The 18,037-nt window shown below is 71.3% G+C and carries 16 protein-coding genes and 1 pseudogene; 4 read left to right on the top strand and 13 right to left on the bottom strand.

The window, feature by feature from the left end; all coding sequences use genetic code 11:
* Window positions 1–17: 17 nt before the first annotated feature.
* From GAK38_RS01630 to alr, 5 genes and pseudogenes are all read right to left on the bottom strand, one after another.
* Entirely contained in the window at window positions 18–326 is a 309-nt protein-coding gene (locus tag GAK38_RS01630) for a HigA family addiction module antitoxin (protein ID WP_325340848.1), read from the bottom strand.
* 26 nt (window positions 327–352) lie between these two features.
* Window positions 353–594: pseudogene (locus GAK38_RS01625) on the bottom strand (type II toxin-antitoxin system RelE/ParE family toxin).
* A 131-nt stretch (window positions 595–725) separates the two neighbouring features.
* Window positions 726–1,193, bottom strand: a complete 468-nt coding sequence (locus GAK38_RS01620) for a hypothetical protein (protein ID WP_325340847.1) — start codon at window positions 1,191–1,193, stop codon at window positions 726–728.
* 86 nt (window positions 1,194–1,279) lie between these two features.
* Entirely contained in the window at window positions 1,280–3,589 is a 2,310-nt protein-coding gene (locus tag GAK38_RS01615; protein WP_325340846.1) for an FAD-dependent oxidoreductase, read from the bottom strand.
* 74 nt (window positions 3,590–3,663) lie between these two features.
* The gene (gene alr, locus GAK38_RS01610; protein WP_325340844.1) at window positions 3,664–4,782 is read right to left on the bottom strand and encodes an alanine racemase; all 1,119 of its coding nucleotides are present in this window, start codon (window positions 4,780–4,782) and stop codon (window positions 3,664–3,666) included.
* A 140-nt stretch (window positions 4,783–4,922) separates the two neighbouring features.
* On the opposite strand from alr, the gene lplT reads away from it, so the two are divergent.
* From lplT to GAK38_RS01590, 4 genes are all read left to right on the top strand, one after another.
* Complete coding sequence (gene lplT / locus GAK38_RS01605) at window positions 4,923–6,200, top strand: lysophospholipid transporter LplT (protein WP_325340842.1); 1,278 nt, start codon at window positions 4,923–4,925, stop codon at window positions 6,198–6,200.
* Between the two features lie 69 nt (window positions 6,201–6,269).
* Window positions 6,270–7,142, top strand: a complete 873-nt coding sequence (locus tag GAK38_RS01600; protein WP_325340840.1) for a DMT family transporter — start codon at window positions 6,270–6,272, stop codon at window positions 7,140–7,142.
* A gap of 230 nt (window positions 7,143–7,372) precedes the next feature.
* Window positions 7,373–8,365: a tripartite tricarboxylate transporter substrate binding protein gene (locus GAK38_RS01595; protein ID WP_325340838.1), complete on the top strand. Its 993-nt coding sequence runs from the start codon at window positions 7,373–7,375 to the stop codon at window positions 8,363–8,365.
* A gap of 2 nt (window positions 8,366–8,367) precedes the next feature.
* Window positions 8,368–8,895 carry a glutathione peroxidase gene (locus GAK38_RS01590; protein WP_325340836.1) on the top strand — a complete coding sequence of 176 codons (528 nt, stop codon included), beginning with the start codon at window positions 8,368–8,370 and terminating at the stop codon, window positions 8,893–8,895.
* A 79-nt stretch (window positions 8,896–8,974) separates the two neighbouring features.
* Here GAK38_RS01590 and GAK38_RS01585 read toward each other — a convergent pair whose 3' ends face one another.
* The 8 genes from GAK38_RS01585 to GAK38_RS01550 all read right to left on the bottom strand — a co-directional run bounded on the left by GAK38_RS01585 (window position 8,975) and on the right by GAK38_RS01550 (window position 17,846).
* Window positions 8,975–9,817, bottom strand: coding sequence for a ProQ/FINO family protein (locus tag GAK38_RS01585; protein ID WP_325340835.1), 843 nt, complete (start codon window positions 9,815–9,817; stop codon window positions 8,975–8,977).
* Between the two features lie 70 nt (window positions 9,818–9,887).
* The gene (locus GAK38_RS01580; RefSeq protein WP_325340834.1) at window positions 9,888–10,340 is read right to left on the bottom strand and encodes a carboxypeptidase regulatory-like domain-containing protein; all 453 of its coding nucleotides are present in this window, start codon (window positions 10,338–10,340) and stop codon (window positions 9,888–9,890) included.
* A 106-nt stretch (window positions 10,341–10,446) separates the two neighbouring features.
* The gene (gene glcF / locus GAK38_RS01575) at window positions 10,447–11,691 is read right to left on the bottom strand and encodes a glycolate oxidase subunit GlcF (protein ID WP_325340832.1); all 1,245 of its coding nucleotides are present in this window, start codon (window positions 11,689–11,691) and stop codon (window positions 10,447–10,449) included.
* Between the two features lie 23 nt (window positions 11,692–11,714).
* A complete protein-coding gene (locus tag GAK38_RS01570) occupies window positions 11,715–12,506 on the bottom strand; it encodes a YoaK family protein (protein WP_325340831.1) in 792 nt (263 codons plus the stop codon).
* A 15-nt stretch (window positions 12,507–12,521) separates the two neighbouring features.
* The gene (glcE, locus tag GAK38_RS01565) at window positions 12,522–13,652 is read right to left on the bottom strand and encodes a glycolate oxidase subunit GlcE (RefSeq protein ID WP_325340829.1); all 1,131 of its coding nucleotides are present in this window, start codon (window positions 13,650–13,652) and stop codon (window positions 12,522–12,524) included.
* Window positions 13,653–13,800: 148 nt separating this feature from the next.
* Window positions 13,801–14,070: a hypothetical protein gene (locus GAK38_RS01560; RefSeq protein WP_325340828.1), complete on the bottom strand. Its 270-nt coding sequence runs from the start codon at window positions 14,068–14,070 to the stop codon at window positions 13,801–13,803.
* A 363-nt stretch (window positions 14,071–14,433) separates the two neighbouring features.
* Window positions 14,434–15,381: an SMP-30/gluconolactonase/LRE family protein gene (locus GAK38_RS01555; protein WP_325340827.1), complete on the bottom strand. Its 948-nt coding sequence runs from the start codon at window positions 15,379–15,381 to the stop codon at window positions 14,434–14,436.
* Window positions 15,382–15,458: 77 nt separating this feature from the next.
* Entirely contained in the window at window positions 15,459–17,846 is a 2,388-nt protein-coding gene (locus tag GAK38_RS01550; RefSeq protein WP_325340825.1) for a TonB-dependent receptor plug domain-containing protein, read from the bottom strand.
* Window positions 17,847–18,037: the final 191 nt, after the last annotated feature.

Raw genomic sequence — 18,037 nt, 5'->3', positions numbered from 1 at the left:
GGCCGCTCCGATGCCGATCACGCATGCGCCGCTTCCAGCGGCTCCACTTCGCTGGCGATCGCGCTGCCGTTGGCAATCTCGGCCACCCGCAGGTCATACATGCTTTGCAGGTTCAGCCACGACTGCGCATCGCCGCCGAAGCAGCGTGTCAGGCGCAGCGCCGTGTCCGCTGTGACGCCACGGCGGCCGAGCACGATGTCGTTCACCCGCGATGCCGGCACATGCAGCAGCTTGGCCAGCGCGTTGGAGCTGAGGCCCCACGGCTTCATGTAGTCCTCTTGCAGCACCTCGCCGGGATGCACCGGCCGCATTCCGTTCTGGGTCATGTTGGTGGCTCCTTTCGATCAGTCAGTCAGTGGTAGTCCACGATCTCCACATTCGCCGGCCCTTGCACCGTCCAGAGGAAGCAGATGCGCCACTGGTCGTTGATGCGAATGCTGTGCTGCCCCGCCCGGTCGCCCGACAACGCCTCCAGCCGATTGCCCGGCGGAGCACGTAGAAACTCGATCGTCGTAGCTGCATGCAGTTGGGTCAGCTTGCGTTCGGCAACCGTCTTGATGTTGGCGAACCGCGGCTCTTGCCAATGGCAAACAAGGCCTCGGTGTCCGCGCATTGGAAGGGCGCGAAGTGGAGAACGCCCTGCTGTCATCGACGGGCATGCCCTGACCATCACGCAACTTGGCATTCGCTGCAGGCTGAGCCGGGTCCGCGGCCACCCCGTACATTCATCGCGCACGACCGAGGCTTCGTCCGCGTCGACCGCACGGGAGGCGGCGCTGCCCAGGGAGGGCGTCGGCGATGCTGCTGTCGGCGGCGGCATCGGCCCCACCGAAATCGGCGGTGGCACCGCCGCCGGCGAAGTCGCCGCCACCGCCGGTGCGAATGGGTGGAGCGGCACTGCGGCCTTCCCCGCTGCGGCTGCCACCCGTAGGCACTAAGTCCAGCAGGTCGAGCGCATCCGTGGCATCGGCGCTGTCGTCCCTGTCGTCATCGACGAGCCGGCCGGCCCACCAGCGCAGCGCGAGCGTTTCCACGCCCAGCGCCCGCTGCACGGCCGAGGCGGCGAGCATGCCGCCGAGGGTGACGGCGCCGATGACCAGGCCGTGCAGGCGCAGGCTGTGGCGGCGGTGCAGGATCTGCTCCAGCCGCGACTGGGCCAGCCGCACGCTGCGCCAGGTGGACTGGTTGCGCATGGTGGATGAAGGGTTGGTTGGCTGGAATCGATGGTTCGAAGACAAGCAGGGCGGCAATGCCCCTGGCGAGAGGCCGCCGCGTCAGCTCAGCTCCGGTGCCTGCGCCGCACGGTGTCCACGGTGGCGGGTGGCGGCGCAGCCGCCGCGGCCTTGCCGAGCGTATCCTTCACCAGCGCATAGCCCTGCCGCTGGTTCGCGCGGACCGCCACGTCGGAAAAATCGTAGTCGCGCGAGGACGATTCCCCCTCGCTGCCCTGGCGGACGAAGCGCGTGATGGACATCGCCGCGCCGTCGCCCATCAGCTGGATATAGAGCGGGCGCTGCCGGATCTTGGCCTGGATCTGTGGATCGACCTGGCTCAGGATGTTGTCCACGAGGTCGCGGTAGGCCTCGGTCAGCTGCCGGAAGCGCAGGTCGCTGCGCACCCGTTCGGAATAGACGATCTCGTCGCGCCGGGTCATCACCTCGACCATGTTGGTGGGCAGGGGCCGCTGGCCGGCGAACAGGTCCACGATGTAGACGCGCTTGCCGTCGGGCCCGCAGCGGTCGATCACCAGGTCCAGCGGCGAATTGCTGACGATGCCGCCGTCCCAGTAGGCCTGGCCGTCGATCTCGGTCCACGGGAAGCCCGGCGGCAGGCTGCCGCTGGCCAGCACGTGGTCGGGGGTGAGGTCGTCCACGTAGCTGTCGAACACCTCCAGCTCGCCCGAGGCGACGTTCACGGCGCCAACGAGCAGCCGCACGGGGCTGGACTTGAGCCTGGAGAAGTCGACGTAGCGCGCGATCAGCCGGCGCATGGGCGCCACGTCGTAGAAGCTGGTCCAGCTCGTCGGCGGGGTGAACGTGGATTCGAGCGAGGGAAACCAGCGCGGACGGAAGAAGCTGGGGATGCCGCAGGCCACGATCTGCGCGGACGTCACCGCGCGGGCCGCCTCGGCGCCCAGCAGCGCCGGGGAGGCGACCGCCAGCTCGGACCAGAACGACTCCAGCGCCTCGGTGGCATGGCGCGGGTTGCCGGCGACGATGGCCCCGTTGAGTGCGCCGATGGAGATGCCGGCGACGATGTCGGGGAAGACGCCCTCCTCCTCCAGCGCCTTGACCACGCCGCATTCGAAAGCGCCCATGGCGCCGCCGCCCTGGAGGATCAGCACCGTCTGGGTGGATATCCTGCCGAGCGCGAAGGCCGGGTCGTGCAGCCGGGCCTTGTCGGCATGCAGGTTGACGCGGTAGCGGATCAGCCCTTCGATGCTGCGCGTTTCCTCCGCGGGGCGGCCGACGGACAGCAGCGCGCGGGGCACGTCGTCCTTGAGATAGATGAGCGCGAAGGACCGGGAGGCCAGCGTGCCGCGCGCGATGCGCTCGTCGGCCTCCTCCGGCGCGCCGAGCATGCTGAAGCTGATGTCGCCGATGTCGCAGAAGAAGTACGACACCTCGTCGTAGCGGCGGCGGCGGCCGAGCATGTTGAGCGCCGCGAGCCGGCCCTGCTTGACCGCGTTGTCCCAGTGCTCGATGTGCCGGCGGCGGCCGAACACCGGGTCCATGAGGCTGGTGACGTCGCCGGCCGCGAAGACGCTGGGCACGCTGGTGCGCAGCTGGTCGTCGACGATGACGAGCCCGTCGGCCAGCGCGATGCCGCTGCCGTCGAGGAAGCCGGTGGCCGGCGCCACGCCGATGCTGACCATCAGCAGGTCGCAGGGCAGGCGCCTGCCGGAGCGGGTCTCGACCTCGCGGATATGGCCGCTGCCGTGGACGGCGGCAATGGTCTCGCCGAGCAGCACGGTGGCGCCCAGTTCCTCGGCATGCCGCCGAAAGTAGGCCGAGACGCGGCCGGACTCCAGGTGCGGCAGCATCCGGTCGCGCTGCTCGATGATGGTGACCTGGAGCCCCAGCCCGATCAGCGTCATGGCGACTTCCATGCCCAGGAAGCTCGCGCCCAGCACGACGGCCTGCCGGGCGCCCGCGGCGATGTCGCGCCGCACGGCCTCGCCTTCGGCGATGCCGCGCAGGTGGTGGATGCCGGCGAGCCGGTGGCCCGGGGCGCCGAGCCCGACGCCGCCCGCGCCGGTGGCGATCAGCAGGTGCCCGTAGTGGTACTGCCGGCCGCTGGCGGTGGTGACGATCCGCCCGGCCACGTCCACCGCCACCGCTTCCTCGCCGAGGACGAGTTCGATGTCCTGCTCCGCATAGAAGCTGGCAGGGTGCAGCAGGATCTGATCCCGCGTGGCCTGGCCCTGCAGGAACCGCTTGGACAGCGCCGGCCGGTAATACGGCGCGCAGCTGTCGGCCGAGAGGATGGTGACCGAGCAGACGGCGTCTTCGAGCCGGATCTGCGCGGCCGCGGCGGCGGCGGCCCCGCCGCCGCCCAGGATGAGGTGATCGATCTGTCGCTGCGGCATGGCCGGTTCTTCCTTTCGCTGGATGCGCCCGGACGCATGATGCCGGGGAACCGGGGATGCCTTAGAACGTGCCCTCAAGCAGGCTCCGCGTCCACCGCGACAGGCACGCGCGGCGCGACGGCGCACATCAGCTCGTAGCCGACGGTGCCGGCGGCCTGGGCCACTTCGTCGATGGAGAGCACCGCGCCGTCGCGCGCCCGGCCCCAGAGCGTGACCTCGGCGCCCACGTCGGCCGGCCGGCCGGCGGCCTGCACGGGCGTGAGGTCGACGGCCAGCATGTCCATGCTGACGCGCCCGAGCAGCCGGGTGCGCACGCCCTCGACCAGCACCGGCGTGCCGGTGCCGCAGTGGCGCGGGTAGCCGTCGGCATAGCCGCAGGCGGCCACGCCGAGCCGCAGCGGGCCGTCGGCGGTGAAGCGCGAGCCGTAGCCGACCGTGTCGCCGCTGTCGAGCTGCTGGATGCCGATGATGCGGGTGGCCAGCGTCATGGCCGGCCGCAGGTCCCAGTCGGCCGCGCTGCGTTCGGGCAAGTCGGGCGACGAGCCGTAGAGCAGGATGCCCGTGCGCACCCAGTCGGCCCGCACGGCGGGCTGGCCGCCCTGGCGCAGGGTGGCGGCGCTGTTGGCGAGCGTGCGCTCGCCCGGCAGGTCGCGCGTGACCTCGTCGAACACGGCGAGCTGGCGGGCCGTGCCGCGCGGACCGTCGGCGTCGCTGAAGTGGGTGATGAAGCCGATCTCGCCGACCTGCGGCAGCGCGTCGAGCCGGGCCCAGGCGCTGCGCAGGCGGTGCGGCGCGAAGCCGAGCCGGTTCATGCCGGAGTTGAGCTTGAGGAAGACGCGCTGCGGCACCTGGGTCTTGTGGCGGGCCAGCCAGTCGATCTGCTGGTCGCAGTGCACCGTGTGCCACAGGTCCAGCCGCGAGCATAGTTCCAGGTCGCGCGGCTCGAACACGCCTTCGAGCAGCAGGATAGGGCCGCGCCAGTCGAGCGCGCGCAGGCGCCGGGCCTCGTCCAGGTCGAGCAGGGCGAAGCCGTCGGCCCCGCGCAGGGCGTCGAACACGCGCTCGATGCCATGGCCGTAGGCGTTGGCCTTGACGACCGCCCAGACCCGCGCGTCGGGTGCCGCGCGGCGCGCGCGCTCCAGGTTGTGGCGCAGTGCGGCGGGGTGGATGGTGGCGAGAATGGGGCGCGGCATGGGTGTCGAAGGCTGACGTGGAAGGCTGGGAATTCTGGCACTGGCGCCGCCAGGGTGCGTGATATAACCCGCTGTCCTCCAGCGAGACGCTCTCACCCCTACCAGGTCATCGGCGCCGCCGAGGCCCTTCAAGCCACTCGATGAAGCGCGGTTTCTACACGATCATGTCGGCGCAGTTTTTCAGCTCGCTGGCCGACAATGCGATGTTCATAGCCGCGATCGAACTGCTGCGCACCAGCGGCGCGCCCGAGTGGCAGCGCGCCGCGCTGGTGCCGATGTTCGCGCTGTTCTACGTCATCCTGGCGCCCTTCGTGGGCGCTTTCGCCGACGCGTTGCCCAAGGGCCGCGTCATGTTCATCAGCAACGCGATCAAGATTATCGGCTGCCTGCTGATGCTGTTCGGCACCCATCCGCTCCTGGCCTACGCGGTCGTGGGGCTGGGTGCGGCGGCCTATTCGCCGGCCAAGTACGGCATCCTGACCGAGCTGCTGCCGGCCTCCCAGCTGGTCAAGGCCAACGGCTGGATCGAGGGGCTCACGATCGCCTCGATCATCCTGGGCCTGCTGCTGGGCGGCCAGCTGATCGCGCCCACGCTGTCGTCGCACCTGCTGGCCATCGACGTGTCGTTCTTCGACACCGGCATCGACACGCCGCCCGAGGCGGCGATCCTGGTGCTGGTGTTCGTCTTCCTGCTGGCGGCCTGGTTCAACACGCGCATACCGCACACCGGCGTGGAGATGCGGCCGCTGCCGAGGAACCCGCTGGCGCTGCTGCCGGACTTCTGGACCTGCAACTCCCGCCTGTGGCGCGACCGGCTCGGACAGATCTCGCTGGGCACGACCACGCTGTTCTGGGGCGCGGGCGGCAATCTCAAGTACATCGTGCTGGCCTGGGCCGCGGTGGCGCTGCACTACAACACGACGCAGGCCTCGTCGCTGACCGGCGTGGTGGCCGTGGGCACGGCCGTGGGCGCGGTAGTGGCCTCGATGCGCATGCGGCTGGACCAGGCGACCAGGGTGATCCCGCTGGGCATCGCGATGGGGCTGCTGCTGGTGGCGATGATCTTCATCCACAACATCTGGATCGCCGTGCCCTTCCTGATCCTGCTGGGCGGGCTGGGTGGCTTCCTCGTGGTGCCGATGAACGCGCTGCTCCAGCACCGCGGCCACAACCTGATGGGCTCCGGCCGCTCGATCGCCGTGCAGAACTTCAATGAGCAGGCCGCCATCCTGGGGCTGGGCGCGTTCTACAGCCTGTCGCTCAAGCTGGGCCTGTCGGTCTACGGCGCCATCGTGGCCTTCGGGCTGGTGGTGGCCGGAGTGATGTGGGTCATGCGCCGCTGGCACCAGCGCAACGCGGACATCCACCGCGAAGAAATCGAGCATCTCCTGAGCATCGCCCGCAAGGACGTGCATTAGATAGAGCGGCGGGGCGGCCCGTGCGCGGCGCCTGCGCCGCTTTTTTCCCCCTCCTTTTTTTCTGTGCCGATGAGTCGTTCGCGGTCCGTGTCGTTCGCCGTGCTGGCGCTGCTGTTCAATGCCTTCGTCTGGGGCGTGTCGTGGTGGCCGCTGCGCGCCCTGCAGGCGCGCGGGCTGCATCCGCTGTGGGCGACGGCCGGCATCTACGCGCTGGCGCTGGTGGTGCTGTTCGTGCTGCGGCCGGGCGTGTGGCGGGCGTTCGCACAGTTCGGTGCGCTGTGGCTGCTGGCGATCGCCGCCGGGCTGACCAACCTGGGCTTCAATTGGGCGGTGACCACGGGCGACGTGGTGCGGGTGGTGCTGCTGTTCTACCTGATGCCGCTGTGGAGCGTGCTGCTGGCCTGGCCGCTGCTGGGCGAGCAGCCGCGGCCGGCCGGCCTGGCCCGCATGGCGCTGGCGCTGGCCGGCGTGGTCGTGGTGCTGAAGGCGCCCGGCGTGGACTGGCCCTGGCCCGAGAGCGGCGTGGACTGGCTGGCGATCGGCGCGGGCTTGTGCTTCGCGCTGACCAACATCCTGCTGCGCCGCCTGCATGCGGCGCCTGGACCGGCGCGCGCGGTGGCTATGTTCGGCGGCGGCACCGCGGCGGCCGCGCTGGTGGCGCTGCTGGGCACGGCGCAGGGCTGGGTCGCCGTGCCGCCGGCGCCGGGCTGGGGCTGGCCGGCCATCGGGCTGGTCCTGGCCGCGGCTTTCCTGCTGGGCAACATGGCGCTGCAGTACGGCGCCTCGCGGCTGCCGGCGCAGACCACGTCGCTGGTGATGCTGTCCGAAGTGCTGTTCGCCAGCGCCTCGTCGATCGCCGCCGGGGCGGCGCAGCCGGCGGCTCAGACCTACGTGGGCGGGGCGCTGATCGTGCTGGCGGCGCTGTGGTCGGCGCTGCGCTAGATACTCCCCGTGTAGTACCCTGCAAGCGCCCGTCTTTCGTGGAGTAAATGGCTATACCCCCCGATCTTTCGGTTGCTGCGGGACAGGGGCCGGTCGATGGCCGGCGGCGCCGCTGCCGCAGCGTCCGCAGATCCTGATACACAATGGCCGATGGTGAACGATGCGGTGGCACGCTTGACGCCGTCCGCAGGCCGGCCGGCCACCGACATGCAACCAACCCGAGACAATCCATGACAACACGCTCTTTTGCTCCTGCCCCCGTCTCCCGCCGCGCGCTGGTCGCCGGCTCCGGCGCTGCGCTGCTGGCCTCGGCCCTGCCGGCCCTCGCGGCCGACGCCTGGCCAACGCGGCCGATCCGCTTCGTCGTGCCGTTCTCGGCCGGCGGCGCCAACGACCTGCTGGGCCGCGCGGCCGCCGAGGGCGCGTCGCGCACGCTGGGCCAGCCGGTCATCGTCGACAACAAGCCGGGCGCCGGCGCGGTGCTGGGCACCGACCTGGTCGCCAAGGCCGCGCCCGACGGCTACACCTTCCTGATCAGCGCCGCGGGCGTGATCTCCAACAGCATGATCCGCAAGGTCGCCTACAAGGACAGCGACCTGGTGCCGGTGGCGCTGGTCGGCCTGGCGCCCTCGGTGATCGTGGTGCCGGCCAACTCGCCGTACAAGGACCTGAAGGACTTCGTCGCCGCGTCGAAGAAGGGCCCGGGCCTGCACTTCGCCACGGCCGGCACCGGCAGCACGCCGCACTTCGTGCAGGGGCTGCTGACCACCAAGTACAACGCCAAGCTCGACCTGGTGCCCTACAAGAGCGGCTCCGAATCGATCGCCGCGGTGCTGGGCGGCCAGGTGGACGCGACCTCCGAAGCCAGCATCGTCGTGCTGCCGTACCTCAAGAGCGGCAAGCTGCGCGCGCTGGTCACGACCTGGACGCAGCGCATCTCGGCCTGGCCCGCGCTGCCGACCGCGGCCGAGCTGGGCTTCCCCGAGATCCGCATCGCCCACTGGGCCGGCGTCCATGCGCCGGCCGGCGTGCCCGCGCCCATCCTCGACAAGCTGGCCGCCGCGGTCGATGCGGCGATGAAGGACCGGGCCACGGCCGAGCGCCTGCGCGGCCTGGGCATCGAGCCGATCGGCGGCACGCGCGCGTCGTTTATCCAGTTCGTGAACGAGGAGCGCGCCCGCCTGGGCGGCGTGGTCAAGGCCACGGGCATGAAGGAGGAGTGAGCATGGGCGCCGCGCCCGGGACCACTACCGCCTACGACTTCGAGGTCCGCGGCATCGACGGCAGCACGGTGCCGCTGGCGCAGTTCCGCGGCCGGCCGCTGCTGGTCGTCAACACCGCGAGCGCCTGCGGCTTCACGCCGCAGTTCGCGGGGCTGGAGGAACTGCACCGCACCTACGGCGGCCAGGGCCTGGTGGTGCTGGGCTTTCCGTGCAACCAGTTCGGCGCGCAGGACCCGGGCAGCAACGCCGAGATCCAGGGCTTTTGCAGCCGCAACTATGGCGTGGGCTTTGCCATGATGGAGAAGATCGACGTCCGGGGCGAGCACGCCGCGCCGCTCTACCGCTGGCTGGTGGACGAGAAGCCGGGCTTCCTCGGCACCAAGGCGGTCAAGTGGAACTTCACCAAGTTCCTGATCGGCCGCGACGGCCACGTGGTGCGCCGCTACGCGCCGTTCGACAAGCCGGCGCAGCTGGCGGCGGACATCGAGGCGGCGCTGGCTGCACCGATACCCCGGGTAGAACCCGCCTGAGCTGGGCGTCGATCGTCCGCATTGGCCGCATACCCCCGGGCACCAATTCCTCTCCTGCCGGGCGAGGGCGCAACACGGGTCATTGCGCGGCCGTTTCGGCGGCCGGTGCGCGCTTGCCGGCGCGCTCCAGCGCCTGGCGCACGGTGCGCACGTCCAGGCCGTACATGTCCGCGAAGGCTTCGGGCGACTGGCCGCTGGCGTCGAGCGCGCGCAGCACGGCCTCGTCCTTCGCGGCACGCACCGCGACTTCGGCCAGGGCCTCGTCCACCAGCGCGGTGACGGCCGCGTCGCGCGTGGCCACGCGCTCGGCATAGGCGTCGCGCGCCAGGCCCGAGGCCTCGACGTTGCGCACGATGCGGCGCAGCACCTGGGCGCGCAGCGCATCGCGCTCGGCCTCGGGCGTGCGGCCGACGCGGCGGCGCCAGAGCTCGACGCTGGCATGGTGTACATGCTCGGGCGCCAGCGCCTCGACCGGGTTGCCGGCCAGGTCGTGGCGCTTGCGGCCCTCGGCCACCACCTGGAGGTAGCGGGTGGAGCGGGCGTGCAGGCCCAGCGCGGCCTTGAGCGCGTCGCGCTCGAAGGCATCGGGATGCGCGGCCAGCAGGTCCTCGAAGATGCCGCGCTTGAGCGGCAGGAAATGGGCGCCGAACAGCCTGGGATACAGCTCGGCCAGCCGGTTCAGGGCCGGATGCGGCACGCGCGGGCTCTTCTCCGCCTTCTCCGCCTTGGCGGCTTGTGGCTGCGGCGGTTGCTGCTGCTGTGCGGCGGCTGCATCGCCGGCCGCCGCCCTGGCGCCGCCGCCCTGCCCGCCCCGGCTTCGGCGCTTGCGCGCAGGCGCGGCGCCCTCGGCGGCAGGAGCTGCCGCTTGCGGCGCGCCGGTGGATGCTGCGGTGTCGACGGGGGGCTCGGTATCGGACGTCATGGCCTGGCAGGAAAAGCGGGGAACAAACCCGCCATCATGCCACCATGCGCCGCGCCGGCGCGGCCCGGGTTCAGAAGCGGAAGTCCAGCGTCTGCGGCCTGCCGCTCGTGACCTGCACGCTGCGCTTTTGCGGCGCGCCCTTCTCGGGCGTGGCCTCGACCGTGTAGCTGCCGTTGGGCAAGTCGATCAGGCAGACCGGGCCGTCGGCGCGCAGCTGCAGCGCCTGGTTGCCCTTGGCGTCGCTGATGCGCACGGTGACGTTGGCCTGGTAGTCGCCGCCGGGCGCGGCGAACAGCAGCGACAGCGGGTGCTGCCGGGTGGCGGCGCGGAAAGCGGTGGACTCGTCGATGCCGATGCCGCCGCAGCGGTAGCGGGCCGAGCCTTCGCCGTGCAGCGGCGGCACGGCGGTGGGTTCGGCCGGCGGCGCGGGCTGGGCGAGGGCCAGCGTGCATGCGGCGAACGACGTGGCCAGCGAGGCCAGGGTGGCGGCCGTCAGCGGGCCCGGGCGGCAAAACGTGGTCATCGGCAGGCTCTCCAGTCTTGATGAAGAAGGGATCGTCGGTTGCCTGCAATCTTCGGCTCTTTTCCGGCACATCCGCTGCCGGACGCTTGCCTGCGTTGCTGCCGGATCAGGCCTTCGGCAGCGCCTCGTCCAGCACCTCGATCCAGTGCCGCACCGGCACGCCGGTGCCCGACTGCAGGTGCGTGATGCAGCCGATGTTGGCCGACAGGATGGCCACGGGTGCGATCTCCGCCAGGTAGGCGAGCTTGCGGTCGCGCAGCCGGTACGACAGCCCGGGCTGCAGGACCGAATAGGTGCCGGCCGAGCCGCAGCACAGGTGCGACTCGCTGGCGGCGGCGCGGATGTCGAAGCCCAGCGCGCGCAGATGCGTCTCGACGCCGCCGCGGATCTGCTGGCCGTGCTGCAGGGTGCAGGGCGGGTGGTAGGCGAAGACGCCGCTGGGAACGGCAAGCTGCTTGCCCTGCAGGCGCCCGGCGATGGCCAGCAGCAGCTCGGGCAGGAGTTCGCTCGGGTCGCGCGCCAGCGCTGCAATGCGCGCGGCCTTCTCCGCATAGGCCGGGTCGTGGCGCAGCACATGGCCGTAGTCCTTGACCATCGCGCCACAGCCCGAGGCGTTGACGACGATGGCCTCGACCGCGCCGGCCTCGACCTGCGGCCACCAGGCGTCGATGTTGACGCGCATCTCGTCGCGGCCGCCCTCGTGGTCGTTGAGGTGGAACTTGACCGCACCGCAGCAGCCGGCGCGCGGCGCGGTGAGCGTCTCGACGCCGGCCGCATCGAGCACGCGCGCCGTGGCCGCGTTGATGTTGGGCGCCATCGACGGCTGCACGCAGCCTTCGAGCGACAGCACCTTGCGCGCATGGCTGCGGCGCGGGCGCGCGCCGGTCGGGCGCGGCGCCGGCACCTTGGCCCGCACGGCGGTCGGCAGCAGGCCGCGCACGGCCTGGCCGAGCTTCATGGCCGGGCCGAACAGCGGCGAGGGCAGGCCCTCCTTGAGCGCCCAGCGCCTGGCCCGCTCGCCGGCCGGGCGGGGCACCTGCTCGTCGACGATCCTGCGGCCGATGTCGACCAGGTGGCCGTACTGCACGCCGCTCGGGCAGGTGCTCTCGCAGTTGCGGCAGGTCAGGCAGCGGTCCAGGTGCAGCTGCGTGGCGCGCGTGGGTGCCTGGCCTTCGAGCACCTGCTTGATGAGGTAGATGCGCCCGCGCGGGCCGTCGAGCTCGTCGCCGAGCAGCTGGTAGGTCGGGCAGGTGGCGGTGCAGAAGCCGCAGTGCACGCACTTGCGCAGGATGGCCTCGGCCTCCTCGCCCTCGGGCGTGCCGCGGTACTGCGGCGCGAGCTGGGTTTGCATGGTGGGTATCCGTTCTCGTGGGTTCAGTGGGACGAGCGGCGCCGCACGTACGCGCGCCGCCAGGCATACCAGATGGTGCGCAGCCGCCTGCTGTCGGCCGCCAGCGGCGGCAGCGACAGCGCCAGCAGCAGCATGGCCAGCGGCACCACCCAGACGAAGCCGATGTGCTTGAAGCCCGCGGCGCCGACGATGCCGCCGATGGTGAACATCGCCAGCAGGCTGCCGAAGAGGCGCAGCCGCGCCTGGTTGGCGCGCACCTGCCGCTCCGGCGGGCTGCCGGCGCGGTTCCAATAGAGCATCTTGCCGAGTTCGATGCCGAGGTCGGTCACCGTGCCGGTCATGTGGGTCGTGCGGATCTGGGCCGACGACATCTTGGTGACCACCGCGTTCTGCAGCCCCATGAGGAAGGACAGCAGCAGCACCGTGAGCGGCACTGAAAACGGCGTGTGCCAGGTCAGCGTGATCGCGCCCATGAGGCCGAACAGCAGCAGCAGCGCGGCCTCCAGCAGCAGCGGCAGCGCATAGCCGCTGCGCAGCCGGTGCTGGCGCGCCCAGTTCACCAGGATGGCCGTGGTGGCCGCGCCGGTCGTGAAGGCCAGCAGCGCGCCGACGGCGCCGAGCACCAGCGCCATGTTGCCGAGGACAAGGTTGTCGGCCACGGTCGAGACGAAGCCGGTCATGTGGGACGTATAGAGATGCACCGCGAGGAAGCCGCCGGCGTTCACCGCGCCGGCGTTGAACACCAGCAGCAGCCCGAGCGCGCGGTTGATCGACGGCGTGCGGTGGCGGCCGGTGAGCAGCAGCAGGATGCGCATGCCTCGCCGTGCGGGTCAGATCGCCAGCCCGGGGTTGAAGACGCCGTGCGGATCAAACTCGCGCCGCAGGGCCTCCTGGATGCGCCCGAGCGGCGCGGCTACCGCGTCGCGCCGGGCCACGCCGCGCGCGCCGCCGGGCGCGACGCGCCAGAGCGTGGCATGGCCGCCGGTCCGGGCCGCGGCGGCGCGCAGCGCACGGCCCGCGTCCGGATCGCCGCCGGCCACCGCATACCAGCGCTGGCCGCCGTGCCATTCGACGAGCGGCGCGCCGGCCGCCGCCGGCACGGCCAGCGCGGCGGCCGTCTGCGGTACCGACAGCCGCCAGATCGCCGCGTCTGCGCGCCGCGCGAACCACGGCAGCGTCTGCTCGCGCACCGCATGCCAGCCCTGCGCCGCCTCCTGCGGCGCCTCGACCGTGCCGCCGTGCGCGGCACAGAGCGCATGCGTGGCCGCGCCGACCGCCGCGACCGCGCCGCGCAGCCGCAGGCGCAGCACGCCGCGGCCGCCGCCCGCTTCCTCCTCCTCCCAGCGGCTGGCCGACAGCGGCAGCGGCCGCGCGCCCCAGCCGGCCAGCAGGCGCAGTGCCTCGTCCTGGCCGCAGCAGGCAAAGCGCAGCGTGGCCTCGGCCGGCGCCTGCGGCAGCACCTTGAGGCTGACCTGGGTGATGAGACCGAGCGTGCCGAACGCGCCGGCCATGAGCCGCGACACGTCGTAGCCCGCGACGTTCTTCATGACCTCGCCGCCGAACAGCAGATGCTCGCCGCGGCCGTTGACGAGGCCCAGGCCGAGCACGAAGTCGCGCACGCCGCCTGCGCTGGCGCGCGCCGGGCCGGCGAGCCCCGCGGCCACCATGCCGCCGACGGTCGCGCCGGGGCCGAAGTGCGGCGGCTCGAACGGCAGGCACTGGCCGGCTTCGGCCAGCAGCGCCTCGACCTCGGCCAGCGGCGTGCCGGCACGCACGGTCGCGACGAGTTCGCTGGGTTCGTAGCCGAGCACGCCGGCGAGCGGCGCGGTATCGAGCGGCTCACCCGCGGGCGGCGCGTCGAACAGGAAGCCTTTGGTGCCGCCGCCGCGGATGGCCAGCGGCACGGCGGCGGCCGCGGCGGCACGCACGCGGTCGATGAACGGGCGGAGGACGGAATCCATGACCTGCCCATGCTAACGGTGCGGCCCGCCGCAGCCATCGGGGGCGCCCCCGGCGCCGTTGATATTTTTGAATGTGCGGCGTGGCGTTTTTTGTCGCCCGACCGGCTTCGCTGACGCTCGACCATCTGTTCGGCACCGGCCCGCACGCTCAATCCACGCTGCCCGGCCGATGGACATGCATGCAGTTCGGAAATGCGAAGTCTTCGGCGATCCGGCTTGCGCGTTTCGCCTCGCTAGGCCGCAGCAGCTTCTGCAATGACGCTCGCGAACAGCCTTCGGCACCGTGCGCAAGCGCGGTGCCGAGACGACTTCTCGGATGGAACAGGCGGATGATGGCCGGACTGAGCCGCTGCTGCGTCGCGTCGGCATAGGGGCTTCCAAAGCGGTAGTCGCATCGGCCCTGGGTCGCATCGAACATACACGGCGACCACCTTGCCTGTGGCGTCGAGGTATTTCTGGCCTTGTTCCGCGTGTTGATCGTCTCGATCCGCTCGGCGGGCCCCGTCCTTCCGATCACGGTCTGGCCAGCGCCTTTGGTATCGACGTTTGCCCGCCTTCGCACGGCGATGCCGCTTGCGAAGCGTGTCTTCCAACGGAATGGAGGTGATCCTTGTCCGGCTGATGTGTCAGCAGACCGGGATGAGCGTACCGAGCTTCACGACGATGTTTCCGTAAATGCCTGGGAACCTCTCCGGGGGCGCTGCATGGTCGAACGCCGCAGGAAATAACGGTTGAGTTCGAGGCGGTCTTCAGCTGGCCGAAAGGCTCTTTTACTGCCCGGTCAACCGCGGAAGAGGTTCACCGGCAGCCCGGGCACGTCCACACGCAGCGACAGCACGCGGCCCGACAGGGGGAGCGCGGCCAGTTCCTGCGCGCTGCGGCCGTGGGCGGCCGAAGTGACGAAGAGCGTGCGGCCGTCCGCGCCGCCGAAGGCCGGCATCGTCGGGCAGCGCACCGGCAGCGGGTACTCGGCGGCCACGGCGCCGTCGGGCGACAGCCGCAGCACGCGCGCACCCTCGAACATCGCGACCCAGAGATGGCCCTCGGCGTCGACGGCCGCGCCATCGGGGCGGCCGCCATAGCCCGGGTCGCCCGCCTGCCAGCCCGCGGGCTTCGGGTCGAAAGCCCGCAAGAGCCGGCGGTTCGACAGCGCGGCGGTCTCCGCGTCGAAGTCCCAGGCATGGATCGCATGGCTCGGCGTGTCGGCCCAGTAGAGCGTGCGGCCGTCGGGCGACCAGGCGAGGCTGTTGGCCGTCAGCGCGCCGCCGACCTGCTCGCGCACCGCAGCCGGGCCGCTGCCGCGGGCGTCGATGCTGTAGAGCGCGGCGCGCGGCGCGTCCTTGGGCTCGTAGACGGTGCCGACCCAGAAGCGGCCGTGCGCATCGCACTTGCCATCGTTGGCGCGCGTGGTGGCCGGGTCGCAGGGAAGCACCGCGATGGAGTCGAGCGCGCCGCCCCAGACGCGCGCACGGAAGATGCCGCTGCGCAGCGCGATCACCAGGCCGCCGCCGTGGGCCGGCGCGATACAGCCGGGCTCGGACGGCAGGCTCCAGGCCTCGGCGCCTTCGCCGCGCGCATCGGCGCGCAGCAGGCGCCGGCCGGCGATGTCGACCCAGTAGAGGCGTCGTTCCCCGGCATGCCAGCACGGCGATTCGCCGAGGGCGCACGCCCCGGCGGCCAGAGGCGCCCAGTCGGACAGCAGCGTGGTGGGAGCGGTGTCGGCAGGCATGGAACGATTGTGTCGCAAACCTCGCTTTCCGGGGTATATGACCATTCCGCCTGACAAGCGCTGACTGGCGCTTTGTACTACCAGGTGTATGAGGCTCGTGCGTAGTAGAACCGGCCGCCGAAGCCGAACGGCGAGAAGGTGCTGTAGGGCGAGGTGCCGCCCGAACTCAGGCTGGAGCGCACCTGGTCCGGGTACTGGTCCGTGAGGTTGTCCACGCCCACCGTGAGCGTGAGCGCAGGCAGCACGCGCCAGCTGGCCGAGACGTCGAGCACCCATTTCGCGCCGAAGGTCTGGTCCAGCGTCGCATCGTTCTGCGGCGCGACGAAGCTGCCGTAGCGCGTGAGCTGGCCGCGCACCGAGAAGCGCTCGTGCGTGTTCTCCAGTCCCAGGCTGAGCTTGGTCTTCGGCGACGTGCGCGTCACGCGCTGGATGGTCTGCCGGTCGATCAGCGTCAGGCCGTTGGCCGTGAGCACCGCCGGGTTGGCCGCGATGTTGCGCACGCTGGCGTCGTTGACGTTGAGGCCCAGAGTGCCGGTGAAGCGGCCGGCCGACGCGGTCTTCCACTGGTAGCTGCTGACGATGTCGATGCCGCGGTTGCGCGTGTCCAGCGCATTCGTGAAATAGCGCGCGGCCGAGGCGTAGATGCCCTGCGCGGCCAGCTGCGCCTGCAAGGCGGAGGGCAGCACGAGGTTGCCGGAATACAGGATGCGGCCGTCGATGTCGATCTGGTAGACGTCGATGCTGGTCGTGAACTCGGGCACGGGCTGCAGCAGCAGGCCCAGGCTGAAGTTGCGCGACTTCTCGGCCTTGAGCGGCTGCGCGCCCAATGCACGCGCCGCGGCGGTGTTGACGCCGAAGGTGCCGGCGTCCAGCAGCGTGTTCACGCCGTTGACCACGATGTAGGTGGACTGCGTCAGGCTGTAGTTCTGCTGCGCGAGCGACGGCGCGCGGAAGCCGGTGGACACCGTGCCGCGCAGCGCCACGGACGGCGTGGCCTGCCAGCGCGTGGAGAGCTTGCCCGAGGTGGCGCCGCCGAAATCGTCGTAGTGCTCGGCGCGCAGCGCGGCCGAGGCGCTCCAGGCGTCGTTGAACTCGGTCTCCAGCGTGCCGTAGAGCGCGGTGTTGTCGCGCTTGAAGCGGCCCGCGTTCTGCGGCTGGATGCCCTGGAAGCCCTGGGCACCGCTGCCGGTATAGGACGCCACTTCGCCGGCTTCGAGCACGTAGCGCTCGTGGCGCACTTCGCCGCCCAGGCCCACGGTGAGCGGGCGCGGCAGCCAGCCGACCTGGAAGTCGCGCGTGAAGTCGGCGTTGAGGATGTCCTGCTGGCTTTTGAGCCGCCCGTCGTAGAAGCGCGTGGGGCTCGCGCTGCCCAGGCTCAGGTTCACCGAGTTCACGGTGTTGATCTTGAAATCGTTGTCGCCGTGGTTGTAGCTGACGTCCCAGCGCCAGCCGGCGGCGTCGCCGCGCAGGCCGACCACGAGCGCCTTGTCGGTCGTGGTGCTGTCGAGCTGCGGCAGAAAGCCCTGCGGGTAGAACGATGTGCGCAGCGTGCTGCCGCCGACGGCGGTGTAGGCGGTGCGCCAGGCCGCGGCGGAGTTGGTATCGCGCTGGCTCCAGGTGCCGAAGGCATAAAGCGTCGTGCCGCCGCCCAGCGGCAGCTCGCCGTTGAAGGCGAGCGCGCCCTGGTCGCTGTCAGGCTCGCCCTGGCGCGAGGTGACCTGGCCGTAGAGCGGCTCGTGGGGGTCGCGAAAACCGGCGCCCGAGCGGTTGGTGTAGTCCTGCCGGCGCTTCTCGGCCGTGATGCGCAGCCAGCCGCCGTCGCTGCCGAGCGCCACGCCGGTGTTGACGCTTGCGGTGAGCTGCCTGCCGTCGCCCTTGGAGTAGCCGCCGTAGCCCAGCGTGGCCGAGCCGCCGGCCGCGCCCTTGCGCAGGATGATGTTGATGACGCCGGCAATCGCATCGGAGCCGTACTGGGCCGAGGCGCCGTCGCGCAGCACCTCGATGCGCTCGATCGCCGAGATCGGGATCGCGTTGAGGTCCACCGGCGCGCTGCCGCGGCCGACCGAGCCGTTGACGTTGACCACCGCGCCGCTGTGGCGGCGCTTGCCGTCCACCAGCACCAGCACTTGGTCGGGCGAGAGGCCGCGCAGCTGCGCCGGGCGCGCCGCGTCGGTGGCGTCGGTGTTGGACGGGCGCGGGAAGTTCAGCGAGGGCAGCAGCCGCGCGAGCGCCGTGGCCAGCTCGGTCGTGCCGGTGGCTTGCAGGTCGCGCGCGGTCAGCACGTCGATGGGCGATTCGGACTGCACGCTGGTGCGCTGCGCGCGGGTGCCGGTGACGATGACCGAGTCGAGCACCGTGGGGCTGGAAGCCGCGTCCTGGGCCAGGGCGGGGATGCCGCCAGCGGCAATGCCGGCGACGAGGGCAATGCGCGCCAGCGGGGCCGGATGGCGGTCGTTCTTCTGCATGGTCGTGTGCTCCGTGACGGGGATGAACCCGCGCCGGCCCGGCTCGGCGGCCTCCCTCTCCGACGCGGTAGGCGCAGTCTAGGTTTCAGCCTGAAACACGACCAACGAAGAAAATCACATATTCAATCTTGTAGCGGCCCGGCGACAAGGAAAAAAGGGCCCGCCGGAGCGGGCCCAACATCCAGAAGAGA

The organism is Xylophilus sp. (assembly GCA_009914555.1).
Classification (GTDB): domain Bacteria; phylum Pseudomonadota; class Gammaproteobacteria; order Burkholderiales; family Burkholderiaceae_C; genus WNDY01.
Note: the sequence above shows the minus strand (reverse complement) of the source record. Positions and strands in the feature narration are given on the sequence as shown.

Coding starts and splice junctions, on each gene's coding strand:
- GAK38_RS01615 (WP_325340846.1), bottom strand. CDS start 3,589: ATGCCGCAGCGACAGATCGATCACCTCATCCTGGGCGGCGGCGGGGCC.
- GAK38_RS01555 (WP_325340827.1), bottom strand. CDS start 15,381: ATGCCTGCCGACACCGCTCCCACCACGCTGCTGTCCGACTGGGCGCCT.
- GAK38_RS01585 (WP_325340835.1), bottom strand. CDS start 9,817: ATGACGTCCGATACCGAGCCCCCCGTCGACACCGCAGCATCCACCGGC.
- GAK38_RS01595 (WP_325340838.1), top strand. CDS start 7,373: ATGACAACACGCTCTTTTGCTCCTGCCCCCGTCTCCCGCCGCGCGCTG.
- GAK38_RS01560 (WP_325340828.1), bottom strand. CDS start 14,070: ATGTTCGATGCGACCCAGGGCCGATGCGACTACCGCTTTGGAAGCCCC.
- glcE (WP_325340829.1), bottom strand. CDS start 13,652: ATGGATTCCGTCCTCCGCCCGTTCATCGACCGCGTGCGTGCCGCCGCG.
- GAK38_RS01580 (WP_325340834.1), bottom strand. CDS start 10,340: ATGACCACGTTTTGCCGCCCGGGCCCGCTGACGGCCGCCACCCTGGCC.
- GAK38_RS01630 (WP_325340848.1), bottom strand. CDS start 326: ATGACCCAGAACGGAATGCGGCCGGTGCATCCCGGCGAGGTGCTGCAA.
- GAK38_RS01570 (WP_325340831.1), bottom strand. CDS start 12,506: ATGCGCATCCTGCTGCTGCTCACCGGCCGCCACCGCACGCCGTCGATC.
- lplT (WP_325340842.1), top strand. CDS start 4,923: ATGAAGCGCGGTTTCTACACGATCATGTCGGCGCAGTTTTTCAGCTCG.
- GAK38_RS01600 (WP_325340840.1), top strand. CDS start 6,270: ATGAGTCGTTCGCGGTCCGTGTCGTTCGCCGTGCTGGCGCTGCTGTTC.
- GAK38_RS01620 (WP_325340847.1), bottom strand. CDS start 1,193: ATGCGCAACCAGTCCACCTGGCGCAGCGTGCGGCTGGCCCAGTCGCGG.
- alr (WP_325340844.1), bottom strand. CDS start 4,782: ATGCCGCGCCCCATTCTCGCCACCATCCACCCCGCCGCACTGCGCCAC.
- GAK38_RS01550 (WP_325340825.1), bottom strand. CDS start 17,846: ATGCAGAAGAACGACCGCCATCCGGCCCCGCTGGCGCGCATTGCCCTC.
- glcF (WP_325340832.1), bottom strand. CDS start 11,691: ATGCAAACCCAGCTCGCGCCGCAGTACCGCGGCACGCCCGAGGGCGAG.
- GAK38_RS01590 (WP_325340836.1), top strand. CDS start 8,368: ATGGGCGCCGCGCCCGGGACCACTACCGCCTACGACTTCGAGGTCCGC.